Annotated in this window: 14 protein-coding genes; all 14 read right to left on the bottom strand. The window is 47.1% G+C overall.

Features of this window, described 5'->3' with window-relative positions; translation table 11 throughout:
- Window positions 1–169: 169 nt before the first annotated feature.
- The 14 genes from PQO01_RS09380 to PQO01_RS09315 all read right to left on the bottom strand — a co-directional run bounded on the left by PQO01_RS09380 (window position 170) and on the right by PQO01_RS09315 (window position 21,867).
- A complete protein-coding gene (locus PQO01_RS09380; RefSeq protein ID WP_274313756.1) occupies window positions 170–1,657 on the bottom strand; it encodes a sulfatase family protein in 1,488 nt (495 codons plus the stop codon).
- A gap of 277 nt (window positions 1,658–1,934) precedes the next feature.
- Window positions 1,935–3,374 (bottom strand): sulfatase family protein, encoded by a 1,440-nt coding sequence (locus PQO01_RS09375; RefSeq protein WP_274313755.1) that lies wholly within the window; start codon window positions 3,372–3,374, stop codon window positions 1,935–1,937.
- 55 nt (window positions 3,375–3,429) lie between these two features.
- Window positions 3,430–4,947, bottom strand: a complete 1,518-nt coding sequence (locus tag PQO01_RS09370; protein WP_274313754.1) for a sulfatase family protein — start codon at window positions 4,945–4,947, stop codon at window positions 3,430–3,432.
- 120 nt (window positions 4,948–5,067) lie between these two features.
- Window positions 5,068–5,268 carry a hypothetical protein gene (locus tag PQO01_RS09365; RefSeq protein ID WP_274313753.1) on the bottom strand — a complete coding sequence of 67 codons (201 nt, stop codon included), beginning with the start codon at window positions 5,266–5,268 and terminating at the stop codon, window positions 5,068–5,070.
- 4 nt (window positions 5,269–5,272) lie between these two features.
- Window positions 5,273–5,503 carry a hypothetical protein gene (locus tag PQO01_RS09360; RefSeq protein WP_274313752.1) on the bottom strand — a complete coding sequence of 77 codons (231 nt, stop codon included), beginning with the start codon at window positions 5,501–5,503 and terminating at the stop codon, window positions 5,273–5,275.
- Between the two features lie 34 nt (window positions 5,504–5,537).
- Complete coding sequence (locus PQO01_RS09355; RefSeq protein ID WP_274313751.1) at window positions 5,538–7,430, bottom strand: hypothetical protein; 1,893 nt, start codon at window positions 7,428–7,430, stop codon at window positions 5,538–5,540.
- A 91-nt stretch (window positions 7,431–7,521) separates the two neighbouring features.
- Entirely contained in the window at window positions 7,522–9,063 is a 1,542-nt protein-coding gene (locus tag PQO01_RS09350; RefSeq protein WP_274313750.1) for a hypothetical protein, read from the bottom strand.
- 888 nt (window positions 9,064–9,951) lie between these two features.
- Window positions 9,952–10,161, bottom strand: a complete 210-nt coding sequence (locus PQO01_RS09345; protein WP_274313749.1) for a hypothetical protein — start codon at window positions 10,159–10,161, stop codon at window positions 9,952–9,954.
- 114 nt (window positions 10,162–10,275) lie between these two features.
- Complete coding sequence (locus PQO01_RS09340) at window positions 10,276–12,450, bottom strand: sulfatase-like hydrolase/transferase (RefSeq protein WP_274313748.1); 2,175 nt, start codon at window positions 12,448–12,450, stop codon at window positions 10,276–10,278.
- On the bottom strand, window positions 12,447–13,880 hold the full coding sequence (locus tag PQO01_RS09335; RefSeq protein WP_274313747.1) for a sulfatase-like hydrolase/transferase: 1,434 nt from the start codon (window positions 13,878–13,880) through the stop codon (window positions 12,447–12,449). The genes PQO01_RS09340 and PQO01_RS09335 overlap by 4 nt, the downstream gene beginning before the upstream one ends.
- Window positions 13,877–15,373 (bottom strand): sulfatase-like hydrolase/transferase, encoded by a 1,497-nt coding sequence (locus PQO01_RS09330; RefSeq protein ID WP_274313746.1) that lies wholly within the window; start codon window positions 15,371–15,373, stop codon window positions 13,877–13,879. The genes PQO01_RS09335 and PQO01_RS09330 overlap by 4 nt, the downstream gene beginning before the upstream one ends.
- Window positions 15,373–16,890: a sulfatase family protein gene (locus tag PQO01_RS09325; RefSeq protein WP_274313745.1), complete on the bottom strand. Its 1,518-nt coding sequence runs from the start codon at window positions 16,888–16,890 to the stop codon at window positions 15,373–15,375. The genes PQO01_RS09330 and PQO01_RS09325 overlap by 1 nt, the downstream gene beginning before the upstream one ends.
- Window positions 16,891–17,011: 121 nt before the next feature.
- Window positions 17,012–18,511: a sulfatase family protein gene (locus PQO01_RS09320; protein ID WP_274313744.1), complete on the bottom strand. Its 1,500-nt coding sequence runs from the start codon at window positions 18,509–18,511 to the stop codon at window positions 17,012–17,014.
- On the bottom strand, window positions 18,511–21,867 hold the full coding sequence (locus PQO01_RS09315) for a DUF1961 family protein (protein ID WP_274313743.1): 3,357 nt from the start codon (window positions 21,865–21,867) through the stop codon (window positions 18,511–18,513). The genes PQO01_RS09320 and PQO01_RS09315 overlap by 1 nt, the downstream gene beginning before the upstream one ends.
- Window positions 21,868–21,887 lie beyond the last annotated feature (20 nt).

The raw sequence follows: 21,887 nt of genomic DNA, 5'->3' as shown, positions 1-21,887 counted from the left end.
AGAAGTTTTTCATGTTGTTGGTGAATTGCACTCCTATGGCGATTGCCATAGGCTACGTTGCTTGAAGGCCTTCAGCCTTATTTTACAAAGTTTCGAGACGCCGGTGCTCCCAAGCGCACTAGTAAAAACAGCGAATGATAATGTTATCTGACTTAGGCCTTCCAAGCTCTTAGTAATCGCGACCCATTAAACTATTCAAAACATCTGTCTGCCAATCACGTAATTGCTTAGACATTTTTTCTGCAATATCGGGATGAGAGGAGGCAAGATTTTTACTTTCTGAGATGTCAGTTTTAAGATTAAAAAGTTCAACACCTGTGCCTTTGTCTCCATCGATCACGAGTTTATAATCATTACTAATAATGCTTCTTGGTCCCAAGTAATCCTTTTCAGAGATTCTTGGGTGTTGGTAGTTGCTAAAATTTCGGGTAAAAACGCCATTCTTTTTCTTAGCGACTGGGGTCGTTCCCTTTTGAAGTTCTGGATCCAGGTAAGGCTTCATGCTTGCCTGTGCTTTTTTGTCGGCTATAAATTGCCAAAAATTGAGTGTTGTTGGACGTTTTTGCATCTTTCCTTGTATTGCAGGGAGCAAATTAATCCCATCGAGAGGACGCTTGGGTAGATCTGTCCCAGCCAGTGCGCATAAAGTTGGAAGCATATCATTTGTTACAGAGTTAACTTTAGAGATAAGATTATGCTTTATTTTTTCCGGCCATTCTATCACTGCTGGAACTCTGATGCCATTTTCATACACTTTTCCCTTTAATCCTCTGAACCGTGACTCTCTCAAGCCACTGGATGGAATTCCATTATCCCCACAATACCACAAAAGGGTATTTTCTTTAAGTCCCAGGGTTTTGAGTGAATTCCTGAGTTTACCAATGGACCGATCCATAGCGGTAATTTCGGCATAACGCTCGATAAGAACATCGCGCAAGGGGCGCTTCACTCTCAAACCTGTTTCATTTGAGGTGAGCGAGACTTTAGTTTTCGAGTACTTCTCAGGTAAATCTTTATAGAGAGCTAGGTCAGTTTTTGTGCCGCTATAAGGCTCGTGAGGAGAACCAAACCAAATCACCAGAAACAAAGGAGCCTTGTTCTCATGTTTTCTTTTAATAAAATCTATCGCTTCATCAATGATGATTTCAGAACTTTCGCCATAGTATTTTTCTGGTTTTTCTCCATTACGAGAAAAGACCGGATCCATCTCGAAGAAATTATCATGAGAAAGCCACTCATCAAAGCCCATCGCTCCGGGACTGGTAGGCGATTTCTTTTTAACTGGACCAACATGCCATTTGCCAAAATGCGCTGTTGCATAACCGGCATTTTTCAAAAGTTGAGCAACTGTGATTTCTTCCGGACGCAAAGAATATCCCGGATTGAAAATACCATAGCGATTGGGGTGACGTCCAGTTAGAATACTGCCACGAGTCGGTGAACAAGAAGGCATCGCGTAAAAGTTATCTAAACGAACTCCTGTCGAAGCCATTTCATCTAGATACGGTGTTTTCACATAAGGGTGATCGTTGTAACTCGTCTCCTCCCAACCATGGTCATCGCCCATCAGTAAAATGATGTTTGGTCTTGTTTCCTCTGCGCACAGCGAAAGTACGAAACAAAAAGAAATCAATAATGTTAAAGTATTCTTTTTCATAATTAACCTAAATTTAGATATGCTTGTGTTTACTTATTGTAATTAAATATAATAGTTAATGCGTTTTGTAGGTTTAAGAAGGTAGAAGCTTTTTTCTCGGGGCTACTTTTTCGCCAGCTTTGCGGAAATAATTGGTCACTGCTTCGAAGCCAAGGAATTCATCAAACTCGAGGAATTCCTTATGATAGGAAATAGGAAAAGGCAGGACTTGGCAAAGGTCTTTAAAGTATTTTTAGTTTGTTGCTGAGGGTTTTTCTTGAACATAAATTTCCTTCAATTATTTTTGAGATTTCTTGACTTCAGCCTGCCATTTTTGCAGGTCTTTTAATAAGTCTTGTTTTATTTCAGGGTACCCAGAACTAAGATCTTTACTTTCTCCCGGATCTTCTTCCAAATCGTATAAGAAGGTGCCTTTCAGAACTTCAACTCTTTTTTCAGGCTTGCCGGCGCTTGGATCACTCTCATTGATTAAGAGCTTCCATTTCCCTTTGCGGATTGCCTTTTGGTAAGGTGTCTCCCAATAGAGGGCACGACGCTCAGTATCTAACTGTTCTCCGTTAAACATGGGGCTTAAGTTGATGCCATCGACATTCTTTGGAATTTCACTGCCAGTCATGGCACAAATCGTTGGATGCAGGTCTAAAGCGCTAACCGTTGCATTGGATACCATATTCGCCGTTTTGATATCAGGATGTGAAATAATCATTGGAACACGCAGGCCACCTTCAAAACCAGTACGCTTGCCACCTTTCAATACCCCATTATTGGCATATATGGTGAGACAACCACCATTATCTCCAATAAAAACAATAATGGTTTTGTCGGCAATTTTAAGAGTCTCCAATTCATCTAAAAGCAAGCCGATTTCACGATCCAAATAATAGAGTTGACCAAGATAATATTGACGGCCTTGTGGATGATTCGGGGAATCAAATTTTTCACGCCATTTAAGTTTACCTTTGTTAGTATTTATAAAATCAGGGATTGGCTTTAGATTTTTTTCCTTTAGGTAGGACTTGGGCAGTTGGTGGATGTAATGATGAACCGCATTAAATGAGAGGAAAAGATGGAAGGGCTCATCCTTATGCTTTCGCACAAAATCCCGGCCTTGTTGACCGAAGAGCTCAGTCGTAAAACCTTCCACATCTAAATGCTTGTCCTGAACATACATGGGACCGGCACGGTAAATCTTTTTTTCACTAGCCTTGTTGTGTATTAAATAGTGCTTAGTGCCACCCGAAAAACCATAAAAGCTATCGTAACCATGATTGAGTGGAAACCCTCTATGCTTGGGTTGATCACTTCGGCCATGATGAAATTTCCCCACATAGCCCGTCTTATAAGCATTTTCTTTTAGAGATTCACCTATGGTGTTAAACTTGGGGTCATGAAGTCCCTTGCCTTGATACCAGTACATCCCCTGACGTTGCTGGTAAGCACCTGTTGCTATGCCAATTCTCGAAGCATTGCATATGGGAGATGTCGCATAGGCATTAGTAAAGCGAATCCCCTTTTTCGCAATGCGATCAATATTGGGGGTCTGCACATCATCAGCCAAGCCTGTGCAGGATAAATCCGCGTAGCCCAAATCATCGGCCATGATGACAATGACATTGAGCTTATCTGTTTCTGCCGCAAAAATACTGCATGTTAGGAATAATAAGATGGCGATTATTTTTGTCATCTGTGCCTTTTTAAAACCTTTCATTTTAATCATTTTTTAATCTCCATAAGCTCTGAAGCAGCTAGTAGATAGGGTCGGGATTTGATCATTATTTCTTTTCCTTTTTACTTTTAGTCTTTTTGGCTTTAGCGGTTAGTGGAGAACTCCAGGATTTGCCTAAACGATCGAGAGATTTAGTTCCGTACTCAGAACCCTCGTAGCTGCTTTTTACTGAGTCGTGCCAAGCAAGCATATCTTTTTTGAGTGCTTCTACGAGCTCGGGTTTTTTAGCGGCGACATCCGATTTTTCCGAAGGGTCATTGACCAGGTTATAGAGTTTATATTTTTTACCGCCATCATAAGAGAGAAGTTTGAAGTGGCCTTTGTGCCAAACAATGCGCTTGTTAAACATGATGCCGATTTCTTTGTCTCTTGTAAAATCTTCATTATTAATGATCGGCATGAGTGAACGGCCGTCAGTTGCGTAAGAAGCTTGGGGGTGAGGGATGCCGAGAGCATCGAGAATTGTGGGCATGTAGTCCGAAGTAATACAGGGCTCGGAGATTTTGCGGGCTTCTTTGACTTTCGCAGGCCAAACCATGACGGCAGGGACGCGAACGCCACCCTCGTAGAGGTCGCGTTTGCGACCGCGGAAGTGACCGGCACTGCCATTGTCGGGGCGGTTATTGTCTTCAGGACCATTATCAGAGCAGAACCAAATCATGGTGTTGCCTGCGACGCCTTTATCAGCAAGATGTTTTCTCAGGCGGCCAATTTGTTCATCCATAGCTGTGACACAACCCGCGTAGTTACGGAGGTGGATGGGGTGACCTTTATACATTTCCTGATGACGTGGACCAGCCACACAGGGGAGGTGAGGCGTGTGAAACCAAACAACGGAGAGAAAGGGCTTCTCGTCAGCGACCGCTTGGTCAATAAAGGGAAGAACGCGATCCATGATGACGCGGCTATCATCACCTTTAAGATTGTCAGTGACTTTCTTGCCTTCGATATCCCAATAGAAAGTCCCGTAGGGTTTAGATTCTTCACCTTCTTTGATGTATTCCCAACCGAGGCCTTTACTTTCTCCTTTATCGAATTTTTTTGGTTTAATCATGGGGTCGTAAGTGGGTACTTTAGATTCTGTTACGAAGGCATCCTCATAACCATGAAGTTTAGGTGGGTTAAATTCTTTTGTATTGCCGGGTTTGCCACGATTGGCGTCTTTTTCCGTGTGAGTCAGAGTTCCTAAGTGCCATTTACCGAAGTGACCAGTCGCATAGCCTTGTTCCTTGAGGACTTCGGGTAGGGTGATTTCTTCTGGACGGAGGAAACCATGGTTGGCAGTGGGAACGCCTGAACGGTAGGGGTTGCGACCTGTGAGGACACTAGCGCGAGTGGGTGAGCAAACACTTGAAGCCGAATAAAAGCGATCGAGTTGGAGGCCTTCTGTGGCCATTTGGTCGAGGTGAGGTGTTTTGATGACTTTACTACCGTTAAAACCTGTATCGCCCCAGCCGAGGTCATCGGCCATAATGAGTATGATGTTGGGTTTTGCATTCTCCGCAGAAATGAAAGGAGAGAATAGGGCTGCCATTGCAGCGAGGAGCAAGGATTTTGTTTTCATGTAACACCTGGTTTTATATTGATTTTCTATTATATGCGTTTTGTAGGTTTAAGCAGGTAGAAGCTTTTTCCATGGCACTGATTTTTCTTGACGTGGTATACGGTATTGTTCCTTTCGCTATCAGTCGAGGTTTGTTCCTTCAAGAAGCTTTTCAAGTCGTTCGATCATCGCTTTCTTCTTCTCCGGATGATTATTGTCGGTGCTCTCGTAGTAGGATTCTTTCAGTTCCGCTTTGGGCTGATCCTTACCAATCATATTCGGTAGATGATGGAATGCATACGAATAATCTTCCTGTTTCTTCTCGTCCTGAGCCAGCCTCATAAGCTTAAAAGGCGTTCCGAAAGCGCGCCCCTTCGTTCGCCAAGCGGTCGATCGTCGGTGTCTGAAACGTTTCGTTCATTTTTCCGAACACGGAATCGTCGGTATAACAACTCGCCATTTTGCCCCAGTCATCGGCATAGAAAAACAAGATATTCGGTTTTTTACCTGCACCTGATTCGTCTGCAAAAAGTGAACATGCCATCGAGATAACAAGTGTAGTTATTAGTTTTTTCATTTTATCTCCTTCTGTTCAAAAAATTTAACAGCGGCTATTTATTAAAGTCCAAGACTAGTTTTCGCTTACCCTTTTCAATCGTCACGACGCCACTGTCGTATTTGGATTTCAGGAACGGACTGTCGAAAGCCATCTTGGGTTTGCTGTAATTGATCGGTTTCCTATTCACCGTCGGAGTCTTTTGGTAGGAGGTATCTAGCGTGAGTGTATCGCCATAGATCGACTGATAGCTCAACACCTTTCCATTGAATTGAGGTTTGCACCCTTTCACCTTCTGCTTGAACGCGTCGAAACTTTTGACGTCGGCCTTCGCTACCACTTCCAGGATGACAGGCGCATACTTGTCCGTCGGAGTGATGACCCACCCCAGCGGGGAATGGCTTATAGCGCCTAAGGGGTTCACACAGCTGAAATCCTCTTCGCTCAGCGTGTATCCGTTCTGACCCACCCGCACCGCCGCGTAAGCCCCGGGCGCTTCAACAAAAATAACCCCCTCTTCGTCAACGGGTTCGCTGAGTCCATCCTGACTCATCCAGACGATCATCTCAGCGGCACCTCTATTTGACTTGAGCTTCTGCGTGATCAGACAGCCCTTGCGTTGCACCGACCAGAAGCCGTTGAGGGCAACCCGATTATCGATGGGTCGGGGGATTGGGACGATCCGGGATGGCGTCTCACCCGAAAAGATCACCCCCTGCCAACGGTTCTGGGAACTGATCGCCGCCCAGTCCTCAAGCGGGCGGGCTGCGACCATCGGCGTTCCCAGAATGAAGGATGGATCGCAATAGCTGTAGCGTTGAATACCGCCATTGTCCACCATCATTCGATACGGATTGCGGTCGCCCGACTGCCCCAGCCCTCTGGGAAATTGTTTCACTTCGTAACGACCGCGCCCTTTGACATCGAGCACGAGATCGGCCACGACCGCCGGCGGTCGGTAGTCGCTCAGGGCGGCGTTCAGGTCATGACCGCTCACGTGCGGCACTTCTCCAATCCCGAAATAGTACCACACAAGTTCTTTGATTCCGCTTACCAGTTCGCTGGGCAGACCTTGCTCATAATAGATTCTGGATTTGCCTCCGCCCTGAATACCGTCGATCTGCTCTTGAGCAAAATAGGCGAAATAGAGATCCAGTAACAGACCGGCCGCTCTCTTTACTTCGGGTTCACCGAAGTCGTAAAAGTTGTAGATGCCCTTGATCAAGGTGCTGTTATAGCCGCCAGACATCATCTCAATAAACAGCCCTTTCTTTGCCCGTTCCCGGCAGTAGGTGATGAAGTAGTTGTTCCAGGCTTCGTAATGCTGGGCGGGTGTAAGACCACCGGCGTACTTGACATTCTTGTAATCCGGATGGTTCCTTGCGATCCGGGCGAACTGCCAACAGGTGGAGAAACTCATCGCATGATGGTTCTCGGACTCATAAATGTGCCAGGTCTTCGATTTCTTGTATTCCCAGCGGTTGGAAAATTGATCCGCATACATAAAAATAGGTTTCAGGCAAATATCCACGGTTTCCTGGGAGAGTCGCCCCGGAGACTCCGTACCCTTCGGACCGTACATCTCCAACAGCCGCATGACCTCGGAGGCATGCCAATGGAAACTCTCACGGTCATTGATATCCTTTGGATGGTCCAGATAGTGCTGCGCGTTCTCTACCAAGGCCGCGTTCGCTGGCTCCAAAGACTCGTTCAAGTAAAGGCAGCGAGCCGCGTACGCGACCATGGAGTACGAATACCACCGAACTCTATTACCTCGCCCAGGCTTGATCGGCGGATACTTTTTGTCCCGCACTAACGGCTTGCCCGATTCCGCTTTGAACATCTGCTCAACGCGGGCATCGAATCCGGCGATGACCTCTTCCGGGGTTGCTGCTTGAGCAACGCCAGCACTACAAAGGAGTAACACTCCCATCATTATTGTTTTCATTCTCACTCCTATGTCACAAACCGCAATTCAGCGGCTATTTATTAAAGTCCAAGATTCGTTTTCGCTTACCCTTTTTGGCTGAAAAGCGATATTACTGCAGGCCAATCGTCATTGTGATGCTGTCGATGATCGGTTTTGATTTGTTCTCGGTCGTGTCCTCGAGTCGAAGTTCGAAACAGAAACCGTATCCTTCCGGTAGCGTGCTGACGTCCATTGCTGCAGGGATGCGTTTCACCTGCTTGGAGAAACCTTTGATGTAGTCGTACTTCTCTTTAATCTCCTGCCAGTCGCTCCAGCTATCAGATTCACCATCATTAGTGGTATCAACACCAATACGCACTTCCACCTTCTCAACCCACGGGCCATCGCTGACGAAATCATCAGTCTGACTGATCAGGTAGAATCGACCTTCGGCAAAGCCAATATCCGGATCCGGATGACCTTTTCCAATGTTCCCACAGAATTTGAACGGTTCATCAATGCTTGCAGCTGTAAACCAGGCTGTGCTCATCCCACTGCTGCCTTTCCTTGCACTTGAAGGATGATAATCGCCAAACAGATAATATTGACCACCTATGCTAATTGATGCCCAGTCTCCGTAAGCATCCTGTTTGGGCTCGTGAACTTCATACTTAGCAAATTTATACTCACGTGCTGGTAAGCGACCTGGAAACGGGGACTGTGGGTATGAAGCTGGATTCTGATTCGAGTGCATTTTGAAAGCTTCAATCTTACCTGTAGGTGTTGTACGGTAGTCAACAGCAGGTGGAAGTATTTTGAAGTCTTTTATTCCATCCTTACTTACCGCATGGCTTGCCAGTGGTGAGTCCCAAGAATGATTGTTAGCTGAGATTGGAGACCAGTCTTCAGAAATAATGTGAAACTTCCCATCAAGACTCCTAATCACGGCACAATCGGATCCATAAGAAGGGTCTTTAAAGACCAGCCCCATATTCTTGCCGGGCTTACCATCGAAAAGGTTGTCATCGATGTACAGGTATGGGTCCATGTCATTTGGATAGTCGTAGTAAAGATAAAGTTTACCATCTACATATTCGGCAGTGGTTACCCATTTAGAGTAGCTTTCACTAACCGGTCCATGATGCACCCAGGTAAGCATATCGCGACTCTGCCATGCATGATACCCTCCAAGTGAAGGCATTAGACCACCTGGAGCATTGTACTGATTTTTGAATGGAGTGGTCTGCAGTGGAACATCAAAACCATCAAGTTTCGCAGTTTGCGGCTTAAAGTTCTTGCTGTTTCTCGCGCCATCATATCTTCCAAACATCCAATAATTATCAGGGCCGACACAAACCATTACCGGAGCGTTTCCAAGATTGGCTGGACCAAGGCTTTTGAGCGGTTCCCAATTCTCCCAAACGGGTGATTGTCCCACGGTGATCGATTGAAGTTTCTGTTTGGCGTTATAACGCTGAAGCTTGCTGCGTATCAGACCTGTTTTCCCATCGGGGACAACACGACCATCTTTGACACTAACACCTTCGCTTTTCTCAAGAGCATTGTTCCAATCACTCTCACTTTCGATGGTGAAGGTAGTCTGGGCAAAAACAGACGACAATGAGAGTAGCAATGCGGATAGCATTACCAGATATTTTTTTTCTTTATACATAGTTTTCACTCCTTTTTCATTTATTTAAAAACTGATACTGATACTGATAGGAATTTTGATTTTCTGAAGATACAGCAAATCTTGCTAGCCACGCCTTGTTCGACAATCATGGCGTTGCATATTTTTGACCTCTAGGCAGTTTTGCTGAAACGTCCTTACGCCATGCGCTTAACAGTTTGTGTAAATGTTTGACCCGCTCAGGGTGTTGGGCTGCAAGGTTCTGCTTTTCCTCGATATCATCGCTAAGATTAGAAAGCTCCAGATTGGCAATAAAGTTGAGTTATTATTATCGAGTTTCCTATTTGGGTTTTGATTGGATTCATAATTTATTTTCTATACTTTTTTTGATTGTAGAAGACTGTTGTGAATAAGCACGGAGACCTAAAGTGAGTTCTTTACAGTTGGGCAGATTTTAATTGATATAAAAATATCTACTATCATCAGGATATTCGCAAACGATATCTGCTTGTGAATACTTTGTGGAATTTATTAAATCAGCAAAGAGCACGGGAATTGCGGAATTCGCAATCATTAGAATAACAATGCTGTTGAATTAAGAAATTCATTTAGTTCTGGGAGCACCGGCGGCTCGCCGGTAGCAACAATTGAATCAAATTCAAAAACCTTAATTCAACGGCATTGATTAGAATGACATTATTTCGGTCGGACCTTCGGCCCTTAAAAATAGTTGTGTTTTGATCATGCAGCTGGAGCTGCATGCTAGTGTCGGTCGGGCTTCCAGCCCTAGGGCCATAGGTCCGACCTAATCCAGCGTGGGGAGGAGCCCCACGAATAGAATTTAGATAAAAAATCAAGGGCCGTAGGTCTGACCGACTCCAGCGCGGGGTGCAACCCCACGAACACAGGTCCGACCGAATGGGATATCGTTCAAATTATTGCGAATTGCGCAAAGGATTTAATCATCAAAATGCCACGCGCCGCCAATGCATCCAAATTCGGCGTCTGGGTCTGAGGATGCCCCCCCGTGGCACCAATCCAGTCGTTCAGGTCGTCGACGATAATAAACACAAGGTCTGGTTTTTCCGCCGCATACGCGGCACTGGCAGCAAGCCCAAATACAAGAAATAATCGAATCATTTATCTAGTCCAATTTATTTGATCAGGTTCAATTCCAACGCGCCGTTATCAGTACAACTTCCCGCGCGAACGCCTATGGTGGTGCGCCCCGATGCCCTGGTCCGTGGCTGGTAATCATCGCTCGCCATAAATCGTCGGTTGCCAATCAGCCGGCAACTTCCCCAAAGGTTTCACCGAGTAGGCGCTTGCCGGAATAGGAGCGTTTGAGTTTTTCAATAGAGGCAGGTCGTCGTCGAAATGCTTGATGCGAATATCTTTGAATTGAACAGTCATTTTTAGCTTCGCATGAAGCTGTAAAGCGAGAATTCCTTCAAGGGATCGTCCATTTGAATCCAGGTCAATCACGTCTGCGGTCTGGTGACCATCAATCCAATGTTGATGATGATTCCCTTTAACGACGATGCGGTATTCGTGCCACTGATCTGATTGAAAGTCCTGTAGGGGAAGTTTGCCGACGACCCATGGCTGTGCTTCATGGTCAACGATCACCTTTTCACCGCTGCGCGAAAGGATTCCGCGACCTTTTTCTTCATAAAGCATACCGTTGTATGCCGGTTTGTCCGGGACGATGTCACATTGGTATCCGGAGACGTCGTAGAGGCCTAGGTCCGGACGTGAAAAGGCGCGGTATTGAATACCACTGTTTCCGCCGGAACTTATCTTAACTTTCAGGCGCAGATCAAAATTGCGGATCGTCGAGCCCTTCCAACTTAGAAAGGTACTTTTCTTCAGAGATCCATCTGTGGTGCCAGTAATGGCGCCGTTTTTCACCGTCCAGTAATCACTGTCTCCGGCCCAGCCTTTTAAGTTTTTGCCGTCGAACAGAGATACAAAACCATTTGCATCTTGTGTGTGAGAAATATAAGCGCTTGCCTTGGGAAAGGGCGCTGTGGATTGGACCTTCTTTTCTTTCAATGGAGCAAGAGGGCCACCCAGTTCTTTGACTCTTTCTGTTGTACGCTGGCGCATCTGTTCCAGCACTTTTTTATATTCCGGATCCTTTGCCAGGTTAAGCAATTCATCTGGATCTTTTCTTAAGTCGTGTAAAAACTCATAATCCCCATTATCGAAATAGCGGGCATATTTATAATTGGCATTGCGGATGCCTTCGAATGCCGGGTTCCTGGCTCGTCCGGAAAAGAACTCATGGAAGGTTTCCGTTCGCCAGTTTTTTGCTTCCCCGGTGCTCACCAGAGCTTCTAAACTGTGTCCCTGATACCGGTCAGGTATCCTGGCACCGGCCCAATCCAGAAAAGTGGCCGGGAAGTCAAGATTCAGTGCCATGGAGTCGACGACTTTGCCCTTTTGTTTATTTGGGACCCTTGGGTCCATGATGATCAGCGGCACGCGCAGTGACTCCTCGTAGTGAGACCATTTTCCGGCAAAGCCGCGGTTGCCCAGGTAGTAGCCATTGTCGGCGGAATAAACGATAATGGTGTTGTCCGCCAGACCAGCGTCTTCCAGTGCCTTCATAAACCTGCCGATGGCAACATCAATACCTGTCACCATGCGGTAGTAGGCTCTCATGTTGGTCTGATACTTTTGCGGTGTATTCCAGCGCCAGAAGTAGCGAGTCCGGTTTATGGTTGTCTGAAAAAACTCTGGGTGGCTCTCAAAAATGGCGGGGTCATTCAGGCGGGGTGCTTTGAAGTCCACATCGTCATACATGCCGTCAACAGCCCGCGGCCAGGGAAAGTGTCCAATGCCGGGGCGGCGATCCTGGTCTTCGGCGTGACAGGCGTTAAACCACAGGTTCAAGGCAAACGGTTTATCTTTGGGCTGACTCTTGAGGAAAGAAATGCCGCGGTCGACAATCAATTCCGTTTCATGCCGCAGACTGCCATCCGGCTGTTTTTTGTAAAAGGGCCGTCTGAAAATTTCTCCGAACTTATCAAAGTGAGCCTTCTTTTTCCAGCCCTTTGGCATCTTGGCATGCCATTTCCCATAGTAGCCGGTTCGGTAACCATGGTTGCGAAGGATATCGCTGTACAGTTCCTTTACTGCGTCCGACCGTGCCCCTTTCGGAGTTCCGAAACTGCGGCCGGTAAGCCCGGTGAGGATGGTGGTTCTGCTGGCCCAACAGATGGATTGACTGACAAAGGCGTTGGTAAAGCGCGTTCCCTGGCTTGCCAGTTTATCGATATTGGGCGTTTGAGCAATTTCATTTCCATAGCAGCCCAGGCTGCTGCTGGTCTGGTCGTCAGTAAAAAAGAAGACGATATTGGGCTTCTTGTTATCTGCCGAGAGCAATCTGGTGAAAAGGAAGAGTAAAAGAAGAGTGGTTTTCATTTCTTTTTCGTTCTCTTAAGTGGCTTATAAACAGGCATTGTTTCTCTTAGAGCCGTCCATTTTGCCAATAAGTCTTTGAACTTCTCTGGCTCTTTTTTTGAAAGATTATTTTCTTCAGAAATATCCTTAGCTAAATTGAAGAGAGACCATTTATTTTTGAACTTGACGATCTTCCAATCTCCTTCACGAAAAGCGCCATCTGTTTTGAAATCCCAGAACAATTGTTTATGAGGGATAGCTGTTTTTTGTTCTTTAAGAAATGGCACCAGGTCCACTCCGTCGGTTTCTTTTGAAGTTAATTTTAGACCTGCCTGAGCTGCGGCACTGGCGTAAATATCCAAAGACATCACCGGGTGCTTATAAGTCTGTCCCGCAGGGATTGTCCCTTTCCACTGAGCCAGAAACGGCACGCGAATACCACCTTCAAAAAACTGTCCTTTAAAGCCTTTCAAAGGGCTGTTGCTTGAGGTCAATTCTTTAGTGGGACCGCCATTATCACTGAGGAAAAAGATGAGAGTGTTTTCCTCGAGTTTTTCTTCTCTTAATTTAGCTAGAACAGTACCAATACTATCATCCAGATTTGATAGCATAGCAGCAAAAATACGACGGTGAATATCAGAGATGTGCTTCATCTTTTCCATGTACGCATCGGCACCCTGTAGCGGGCTATGAACGGCATTGTAGGATAAGAAGAGAAAGAAAGGTTTTTCTTTTTCACGATCAATAAATTGAAGCGCTTCGTCAGTAAAAGCGTCTGTCAGGTAGCGCTTTTCTTCAACAATATCTTCGCCACGAAGCATAGGATTATGGAGATCGTACCGCGGCTCATCAGATCGCATAATGTCATGATAGATAAGCTTCTTCTCCGGGGAGTACCAGCGATGATTTTGAGCCCCTATGGGTAATTTCTTTTTACGGATAAGGCTGGTAGCGCCCTGGTAAGGCGGACGCACAAAGTAACGACCTTCATGAGCGAAGCCGAAGAAATAGTCAAAGCCATGGTGAACCGGATTGAAGTCTTTGCGTGAACCCAGATGCCATTTACCAATTAAGCCTGTGCGATAGCCGGCACCTTTCATGCGTTCGGCAATCGTTGTTTCAGACGAAGGAATGCCAAATTCAGAATGCGGTATGGTGTGTGGCATAACATTTATATTCCAGCCAAAACGCGATTGGTGACGTCCGCTCATGAAGCCGGCTCGCGATGGCGCGCAGACTGGTGCAGTCACATAACCATCGGTGAAGCGCACGCCATTTTTTGCAATAGAGTCAATATGCGGTGTAGGGACTTCATCATTCCCCTGACAACCGAGTTCTCCATAGCCCAAATCATCGGCAAAGAAGATAATAATATTCGGCTTCTTTTGCTCAGCGTTTATACTGACTATTAAGAACATGAACGCACTTAAAATGTAAAAATTGTATTTCATTTTTTCTCCTTTTTAGGCTTTTTCTTTTTAGATATTGCTTTGACTTTAAATTTTTCTGGCTGATCGGGGTGACCTTGCTTGTGGATCTTTGAGGGGAAAGTGGCTTTCTTGCCCCAAGGATTAGTATCAAGTTTAGTGTAAGTGGGATCGTTATCAGTCTCAGGAAAAGTTTCGATGGCTTGACTCAAGCGATCGAGTACCGCTTTATATTCTGGGTTATTGATTAAGTCATTGAGTTCCGCAGGATCTTTCTCGAGGTCGTAAAGTTTTTCTGCTTTGCGGTCAGTGCTAATAAAGAGTTTGTAGCGAGTATCGCGAACGACGCGATCGCGGAAATAATAGACGTTTTCAACTCCCTTGTCAGTCATACGTGCAGGGTGTGAGCCCATGGCCATGATCCATTCGCGTTGACCTTTAGGTGCGCCAAGAAAGACTTCTTTGGCAGATTTACCATCATACGTATAGTTGGGATCGAGTTTAGCCCCTGCGAAGTCCGCAAAAGTTTGGTGCATATCGGTGAAGTCGACAATCGCTTTGGAGGTTTTTCCTTCAGGAATGAGTCCCGGGCAACTAACGATGAATGGGGCATTGACGCCATTCTCAGTAGTTTGAGTTTTGCCACCTTTTACTTCGCGTCCATTCATATTGTTATTGATGCCACCCGAAGTGCCATTATCACAAGTCCAAACAATGATGGTGTTTTCGCGAATTTTCAGATCGTTGAGGTGGTCGACGAGCTTTCCAGTGAGCAGATCAATGTAGTGAACCATAGCTTTGTGTTTCGCATATTTATCTTTGACATTAGGTTTCAGAGGGGTGTGAACGAGAGGGCCATGAGGCAAAGCCATGGGGTAATAGATGAAAAAAGGTTTGTCTTTGTTTTCGCTGATAAAATCGAGTAAGAATTGATTGTAGATATCGGGACCAAATTTACCGGGGTAGGTTTTGCTGCCTTCTTTAGTGTGGATATAGGGATTCCAGTAGCGTTGATTACTGATGTTTTTATGCTTTTTATCTTTTGAACCTTCACCGCCAGTCCACATGCAGTAGTCATCGAAACCGTGCTTAACCATGGCATCGGGGTGAATGCGGAAATCGTTGAGTTGCCATTTGCCGGCGACGGCAGTTGTGTAGCCGACAGATTGCATGGTGCGGGCAATTGAAGGGTTTTTATTCCAGTCGTAGTAAGCAGCGCCCCAACGTGGAGAGTCCCAGTGATTCACCCAACCACTACGATAGGGGTATTGGCCGGTCATGAAGGAGACACGGCTCGGTGTGCACTGAGGCATGGAGTAGGCATTATCAAATTTTAAACCTTGTTCAGCTAATTGATCGATGCGAGGTGTTTTGATGTTTTCACCTCCATAACAGTTGATCCATTCTTTGCCGAGGTCATCCAAGAGGACAAAAATGATATTGGGTTTGTCTGTGGCTTCACGAGCTTGGAGCGCTAAGCCACAAAAAATGAAGAGAGTGAACAGGGATTTGATCATTACTTCTTTTCCTTTTTAGATTTATTCTTTTTGGCTTTAGCGCTTAGTGGAGAACTCCAGGGACGACCGAGGCGTTTAAGGGACTTTGTTCCGTACTCAGAACCCTCGTAGCTGCTTTTTACTGATTCATGCCAAGCAAGCATATCTTTTTTGAGTGCTTCTACGAGCTCGGGTTTTTTAGCGGCGAGATCCGATTTTTCCGAAGGGTCATTGACCAGGTTATAGAGTTTATATTTTTTACCGCCATCATAAGAGAGAAGTTTGAAGTTGCCTTTGTGCCAGACAATGCGCTTGTTAAACATGATGCCGATTTCTTTGTCTCTTGTAAAATCTTCATTGTTAATAATCGGCATGAGTGAACGGCCGTCAGTTGCGTAAGAAGCTTGGGGGTGGGGGATGCCGAGAGCATCGAGAATTGTGGGCATGTAGTCCGAAGTAATACAGGGTTCAGAGATTTTACGGGCTTTTTTAACTTTCGCAGGCCAAACCATGACGGCAGGAACGCGAACGCCACCTTCGTAGAGGTCGCGCTTGCGACCGCGGAAGTGACCGGCGCTACCATTGTCGGGGCGGTTAGCACTTTCGGGTCCGTTATCAGAGCAGAACCAAATCATGGTGTTGTCTGCGACGCCTTTATCGGCAAGGTGTTTTCTGAGGCGGCCAATTTGTTCATCCATGGCTGTGACACAACCCGCGTAGTTGCGGAGGTGGATGGGGTGACCTTTATACATTTCTTGGTGACGGGGACCAGCTACGCAAGGGAGATGAGGTGTGTGAAACCAAACAACGGAGAGGAAGGGTTTTTCGTCAGCGACCGCTTGGTCAATAAAGGGAAGAACGCGATCCATAATGACGCGGCTATCATCGCCTTTGAGATTGTCAGTGACTTTCTTGCCCTCGATATCCCAGTAGAAAGCTCCGTATTGTTCTGATTCTTCGCCTTCTTTGATATACTCCCAACCGAACTTTAAAGATTCTCCTTTATCGAAGTTTTTTGGTTTAATCATGGGGTCGTAAGTGGGTACTTTAGCTTCTGTTACGAAGGCATCCTCGTAACCATGAAGTTTAGGTGGGTTAAATTCTTTTGTGTTGCCGGGTTTGCCACGATTGGAATCTTTTTCTGTGTGAGTCAGAGTTCCTAAGTGCCATTTACCGAAGTGGCCTGTTGCATAGCCTTGTTCTTTAAGGACTTCGGGGAGGGCGATTTCTTCTGGGCGTAGGAAGCCTTGATTGGCAGTGGGGACGCCTGTACGGTAGGGGTTGCGACCTGTGAGGACACTAGCGCGCGTGGGGGAACAGACACTTGAAGCCGAATAAAAGCGATCGAGTTGGAGGCCTTCTGCGGCCATTTGGTCGAGGTGAGGTGTTTTGATGACTTTACTGCCGTTAAATCCTGTATCGCCCCAGCCGAGGTCATCGGCCATAATGAGGATAACGTTGGGTTTTGCGTTCTCCGCAAAAATGAAAGGAGAGAATAGGGCTACCGTTGCAGCGACAAGTAGGGATTTTGTTTTCATGTAAGGCCTAGTTTTATATTGATTTTCTATTATATGCGTTTTGTAGGTTTAAGCAGGTAGAAGTTTTTTCCCATGGCACTGATTTTTCTTGGCGTGGTTTACGGTATTGTTCCTTTCGCTATCAGTCGAGGTTTGTTCCTTCAAGAAGCTTTTCAAGTTGTTTGATCATCGTTTTCTTCTTCTCCGGATGATTATTGTCGGTGCTCTCGTAGTAGTCTTCTTTCAGTTCCGCTTTGGGCCGATCCTTACCAATCATATTCGGTAGATGATGAAATGCATACGAATATTCTTCCTGTTTCTTCTCGTCCTGAGCCAGTCTCATAAGCTTACAATCATCAACGAGAAGAGCTATACAGGAGCCGATGGTTTTACCCTTGGTGTCCCGACCCCCTTTCCAGGTGTTGGACCTGTGGTTGAGGGTGCGCAAATTGATATAGGCACGCCCCTTTAACGGTGGCTCCTTGCCCATAAGGTAAGGCATGATATCGGTGCCGTCGCTTTTCAGGGAAGCAAGTTCCGTTGACGGATCCACATACTTCAAGGACGTAGGCAGAATGTCACAGAGCGAGACGAGACCATCATAGTAGTCGGGTTTCGATTCGGAGTTCTGCAGGGGTTTTGACCACACGATATAGGGTACGCGGATTCCACCGTCAAAGGGCTCGTGCTTGAAGCCGTGCATAGGATAGCTTAGAGACAGGTTTTGTTCGCCACCATTATCGCCGGTAAAGATGATGAGGGTGTTATCGAGCTGTCCAGTTTTCTCCAGTGTTTTGATAATCCTACCAAGTCCGCGGTCCACGGCATAGACCATCGCCATAATACGTTCGCGATTATTGTCTTTCCCAGTTTTTCCAATCTTACGTTTCGGGAACAGAGTTTTTAGATCTTCGGGCTTTGCTTGTATGGGAGCGTGCGGTGCGTTAAAGGGGATGTATACAAAAAAGGGCTTCTTATCCTCAGCGCAGCGCTCAATGAAGTCGACGGAGAGATCGGTTAGAGTGTCTGTAAGGTACTCTCCCTCTTTCTTGAACTGAAAGTCGATCGTTTTACTTCCGACCCGGTAAGTGATCGGGGAATTCTTCCTCGGGGCTACTTTTTCGCCAGCTTTGCGGAAATAATTGGTCATTGCTTCGAAGCCAAGGAATTCATCAAACTCGAGGAATTCCTTATGATAGGGAATAGTGATTTCCTTCTCAACGGGATGGTGATATTTCCCATAGTGAGCAGTCTTGAGGCCACGCTGACGCATATATCTCCCGATCAAGCTGTGCTCGCCCAGCCTGATCTTCCGTGTCGGCCACTTTCCACTCAAGAGAGACATTCTTGATGGCGAGCATGTGTTGTTACCGTAAGCCCGGGTGCAGACAACACCATCTTTCGCCAACTGGTCGATATTTGGGGTGAAAGAACCAATCGCCGTCTGAATATCCTTGCTTCCTTTGTACAGCTTACGGTAAACAGGCAGTTCACCGTATCCCAGGTCATCGCATAAAATAACGATCACATTAGGCCGGGGTTGATGCTGATCCGTCTGGCTGATTGCTTGGATGGTTTCAGTTTGAGCCAAGCCTGTTAAACAACCAGCAAGGAAGATGCATAAAGCTACAATTGTTTTCATTATTTAGCCTCCATTTCCTTTTTAGTACTGATGCGCAAGTTTTTGTAGCGCGACGAGCGGGTGAACATATGGCGCAACCCGATACGACCTTCGGTGATGATTGGCAGATCGGTGTTATCCATATGACAGTAGAAGGTCTCATTGGAATTCTCGATCCGCATAAACAGCCCTCGATCCGCCTTGATAATAGTGATGTGATGCTGCACTCCCTTTGCGAAAAGGGTGTTCGATGCATACTCAGGCCAAAGATTGCTCCCTTTCAGACCGGTTTTGTTGGGCATATAGCGCCGACCGCGGATGTAGGAGCTGCTCGGCTTTCCATCATTTCCAAAGGCGGCATAACTGATATGGTAGGTATTCATGTTGTTGTAATAGACCTTCATGGCTGGCACTTGGCGCAGATCATTCCAGCGGCTGATGTCTTCGGTATAGGGTGCCTTGCCGCTTCCAGTGGCCTGAACATAAAGGATGTTCACGCCACGATTCTCATCTTCAAGCCGGGTCCAATCGTATTCGATCTTCAGATCAGCTTTGAATGCCTCCCTGCTCCACAACACCATGTGGTGCGCATCATTTTTCCATTCTTTTCCCGCTGTCAGGGTCATGCCGTCTTTATCGGTCTCGACCGTACCGACATGGCCATCGAGAAACCACTTTTTCTTCCAGTCTGCGGTGCAGAGATCGAAGAAGCTTTCTTGCCACGCTCCACTCTCTGCATCATTAAACAGAATCGTCTCGAATTTCTGGCTCAAGGGCTTTCTCACTCGAGGTCCTGCCGGCTCTTGCAGAATATAGGGAGCCAATTCTGGAATCCGCGTCCCGATCTCTTTCAGGACGAGGTCGGCAACAACCTTTTCGCCTGCAGGGCTGAAGTGGGTTCGATCCCCTTCGACAAAATTATAGGTCGAAACAACCTCGGGTCCCACGCGGTTGTGTTGTTCGACACTGAGATGGAGCAGATCCACGAAAGGCACCCCCATTTCACGAGCGAGCGCTCCGGCCGCCTCGCCGTACTGCGAGAGTCGCCGCCCCTTGATGGCGTGATGAACGATCTGCCCGTCGGAATCCATCGAACGACGGGTCACAGAACTGAGAATGACCGGCTGGGCGCCGGCTTTTCGAATCCGTTCAACGTAGTTTCGCAGTTTCTTGCTGTAATCCTCAGTTCCATAACGCTTCATATCATTATGCCCGAACTGGATCAGCACATAGTTCGGCTTCTTCTTGAGGAGCGAACCCAATGATTTGGAGAGCGAACCAAGAGTCGCTCCGTTCCGAGCGAAATTGAGGACCGTTCCCTCTTTGCGCATACGGTCGGCAAAGCCGGGCCCCCAGCCGTAAGTGGAGGCGACAGTGGAATCGCCGATGAGTCCGATCGTTATAGGCGTCACAGACTCTCTCTTGATTTTATTAAAATCCAACACCCGCTTCCGCTTGCCCTTTTGGATCGTCACGACGCCGCTGTCGTATTCGGATTCAAGGAACGGACTGTCGAAAGCCATCTTGGGTTTGCTGTAATTGATCGATTCTCCATTCACCGTCGGGGTCTGTTCGTACGATGTATCCAGCGTGAGCGTGTCGCCATAGATCGACCGATAGCTCAATACGGTTCCGTTGGTTTGGGGTTTGCACCCTTTCACCTTCTGCTTGAAGTCGTCGAAATTTTTGACGTCGGTCTTCGCCATCACTTCCAGGATTACCGGCGCATACTCGTCCTTCGGCGTGATGATCCATCCCGATGGGACCGTGCGTGCGGCGCCAGCAGAGTCCGTCCAGCAAAAATCCTTTTCGTCCAGCGTGTATCCGTTCTGACCCACCCGCACCGCCGCGTAAGCCCCGGGCGCTTCGACAAAAAGAATTCCCTCTTCTTCAACCGGTTTACTGAGTCCATCTTTACTCATCCAGACGATCATCTCAGCTGCATGTCTATTTGACTTGAGCTTCTGCGTGATCAGACAGCCCTTGCGTTGCACCGACCAGAAGCCGTTGAGGGCCACCCTATTATCTATGGGTCGGGGGATTGGGACGATCCGGGATGGCGTCTCACCCGAAAAGATCACCCCCTGCCAACGGTTCTGGGAACTGATCGCCGCCCAGTCCTCAAGCGGGCGGGCTGCAACCATCGGAGTTCCCAGAATGAAGGCTGGATCGCAATAGCTGTAGCGTTGAATACCGCCATTGTCCACCATCATTCGATACGGATTGCGGTCGCCCGACTGCCCCAGCCCTCTTGGAAATTGTTTCACTTCGTAACGACCGCGCCCCGTAACATCGAGTGCGAGATCGACCACGACCGCCGGCGGCCGGTAGTCGCTCAGGGCCGCGTTGAGGTCATGACCGCTCACGGCAGGAACCTCCCCAATACCGAAATAATACCACGCCAGTTCTATGATTCCGTGTGCGGGTTTGCTATGCAGACCTTTCTGGAAATAGATTCGGGATTGGCCACCGCCCTGAATGCCGTCCATCTGCTCTTGGGCAAAATAGGCGAAATAAAGATCCAGTAACAGCCCAGCCGCTCTCTTTACTTCGGGTTCACCGAAGTCGTAGAAGTTGTAGATGCCCTTGATCAACGTGCTGTTATAGCCGCCAGACATCATCTCAACAAACATCCCTTTCCGTGCCCGCTCCAGGCAGTAGGCAACGAAATATTCGTTCCAGGCATCGTAATGCTGGGCGGGTGTAAAGCTGCCGTATTCTATATCCTTATATTCCGGATGGTTCCTTGCAATCCGGGCGAACTGCCAACAGGTGGAGAAACTCATCGCATGGTGATTCTCGGACTCATAGATGTGCCAGGTCTTCGATTTCTTGTATTCCCAGCGGTTTGAAAATTCATCCGCATACATAAAAATGGGCTTCAGGCAAATATCCACGGTTGCCTCAGATAGCCGGCCCGGAGCCGCCGTACCCTTCGGTCCGTACATCTCCAGTAGCCGCATCACCTCGGAGGCGTGCCAATGAAAACTATCGCGGTCATTTACATCCAGTGGATTGTCAATATAGTGCTGAGCGTTCTCCACCAAAGCCGCGTTCGCTGGCTCCAAGGACTCGTTCAAGTAAAGGCAGCGAGCCGCGTACGCGACCATGGAATACGAGTAGTGCCGAACATAGTTGCCGCGTCCAGGCTTGAGCGGCGGATTCTTTTTTGCCCGCACCAACGGATTTCCCGATTCAGCTTTGAACATACTCTCAACACGGGAATCGAATCCGGTGATTACCTCGTCCGGATCTACAAGGTTCTTAGTAGCGGTGACCGTGCTGGTCGCATCATCTGAGGCGGCTAGGGATTGCGATACAACGACGCCACAAAAAAGGATGCTCACCATCAAGGTTGTAATTTTAATTTTTATCATAGTTTTTCTCCTTTTTTCTT

The sequence above is a fragment of the Lentisphaera marina genome (assembly GCF_028745505.1).
Lineage (GTDB): Bacteria > Verrucomicrobiota > Lentisphaeria > Lentisphaerales > Lentisphaeraceae > Lentisphaera > Lentisphaera marina.
This window is presented reverse-complemented; position numbering and strand designations above follow the sequence as displayed.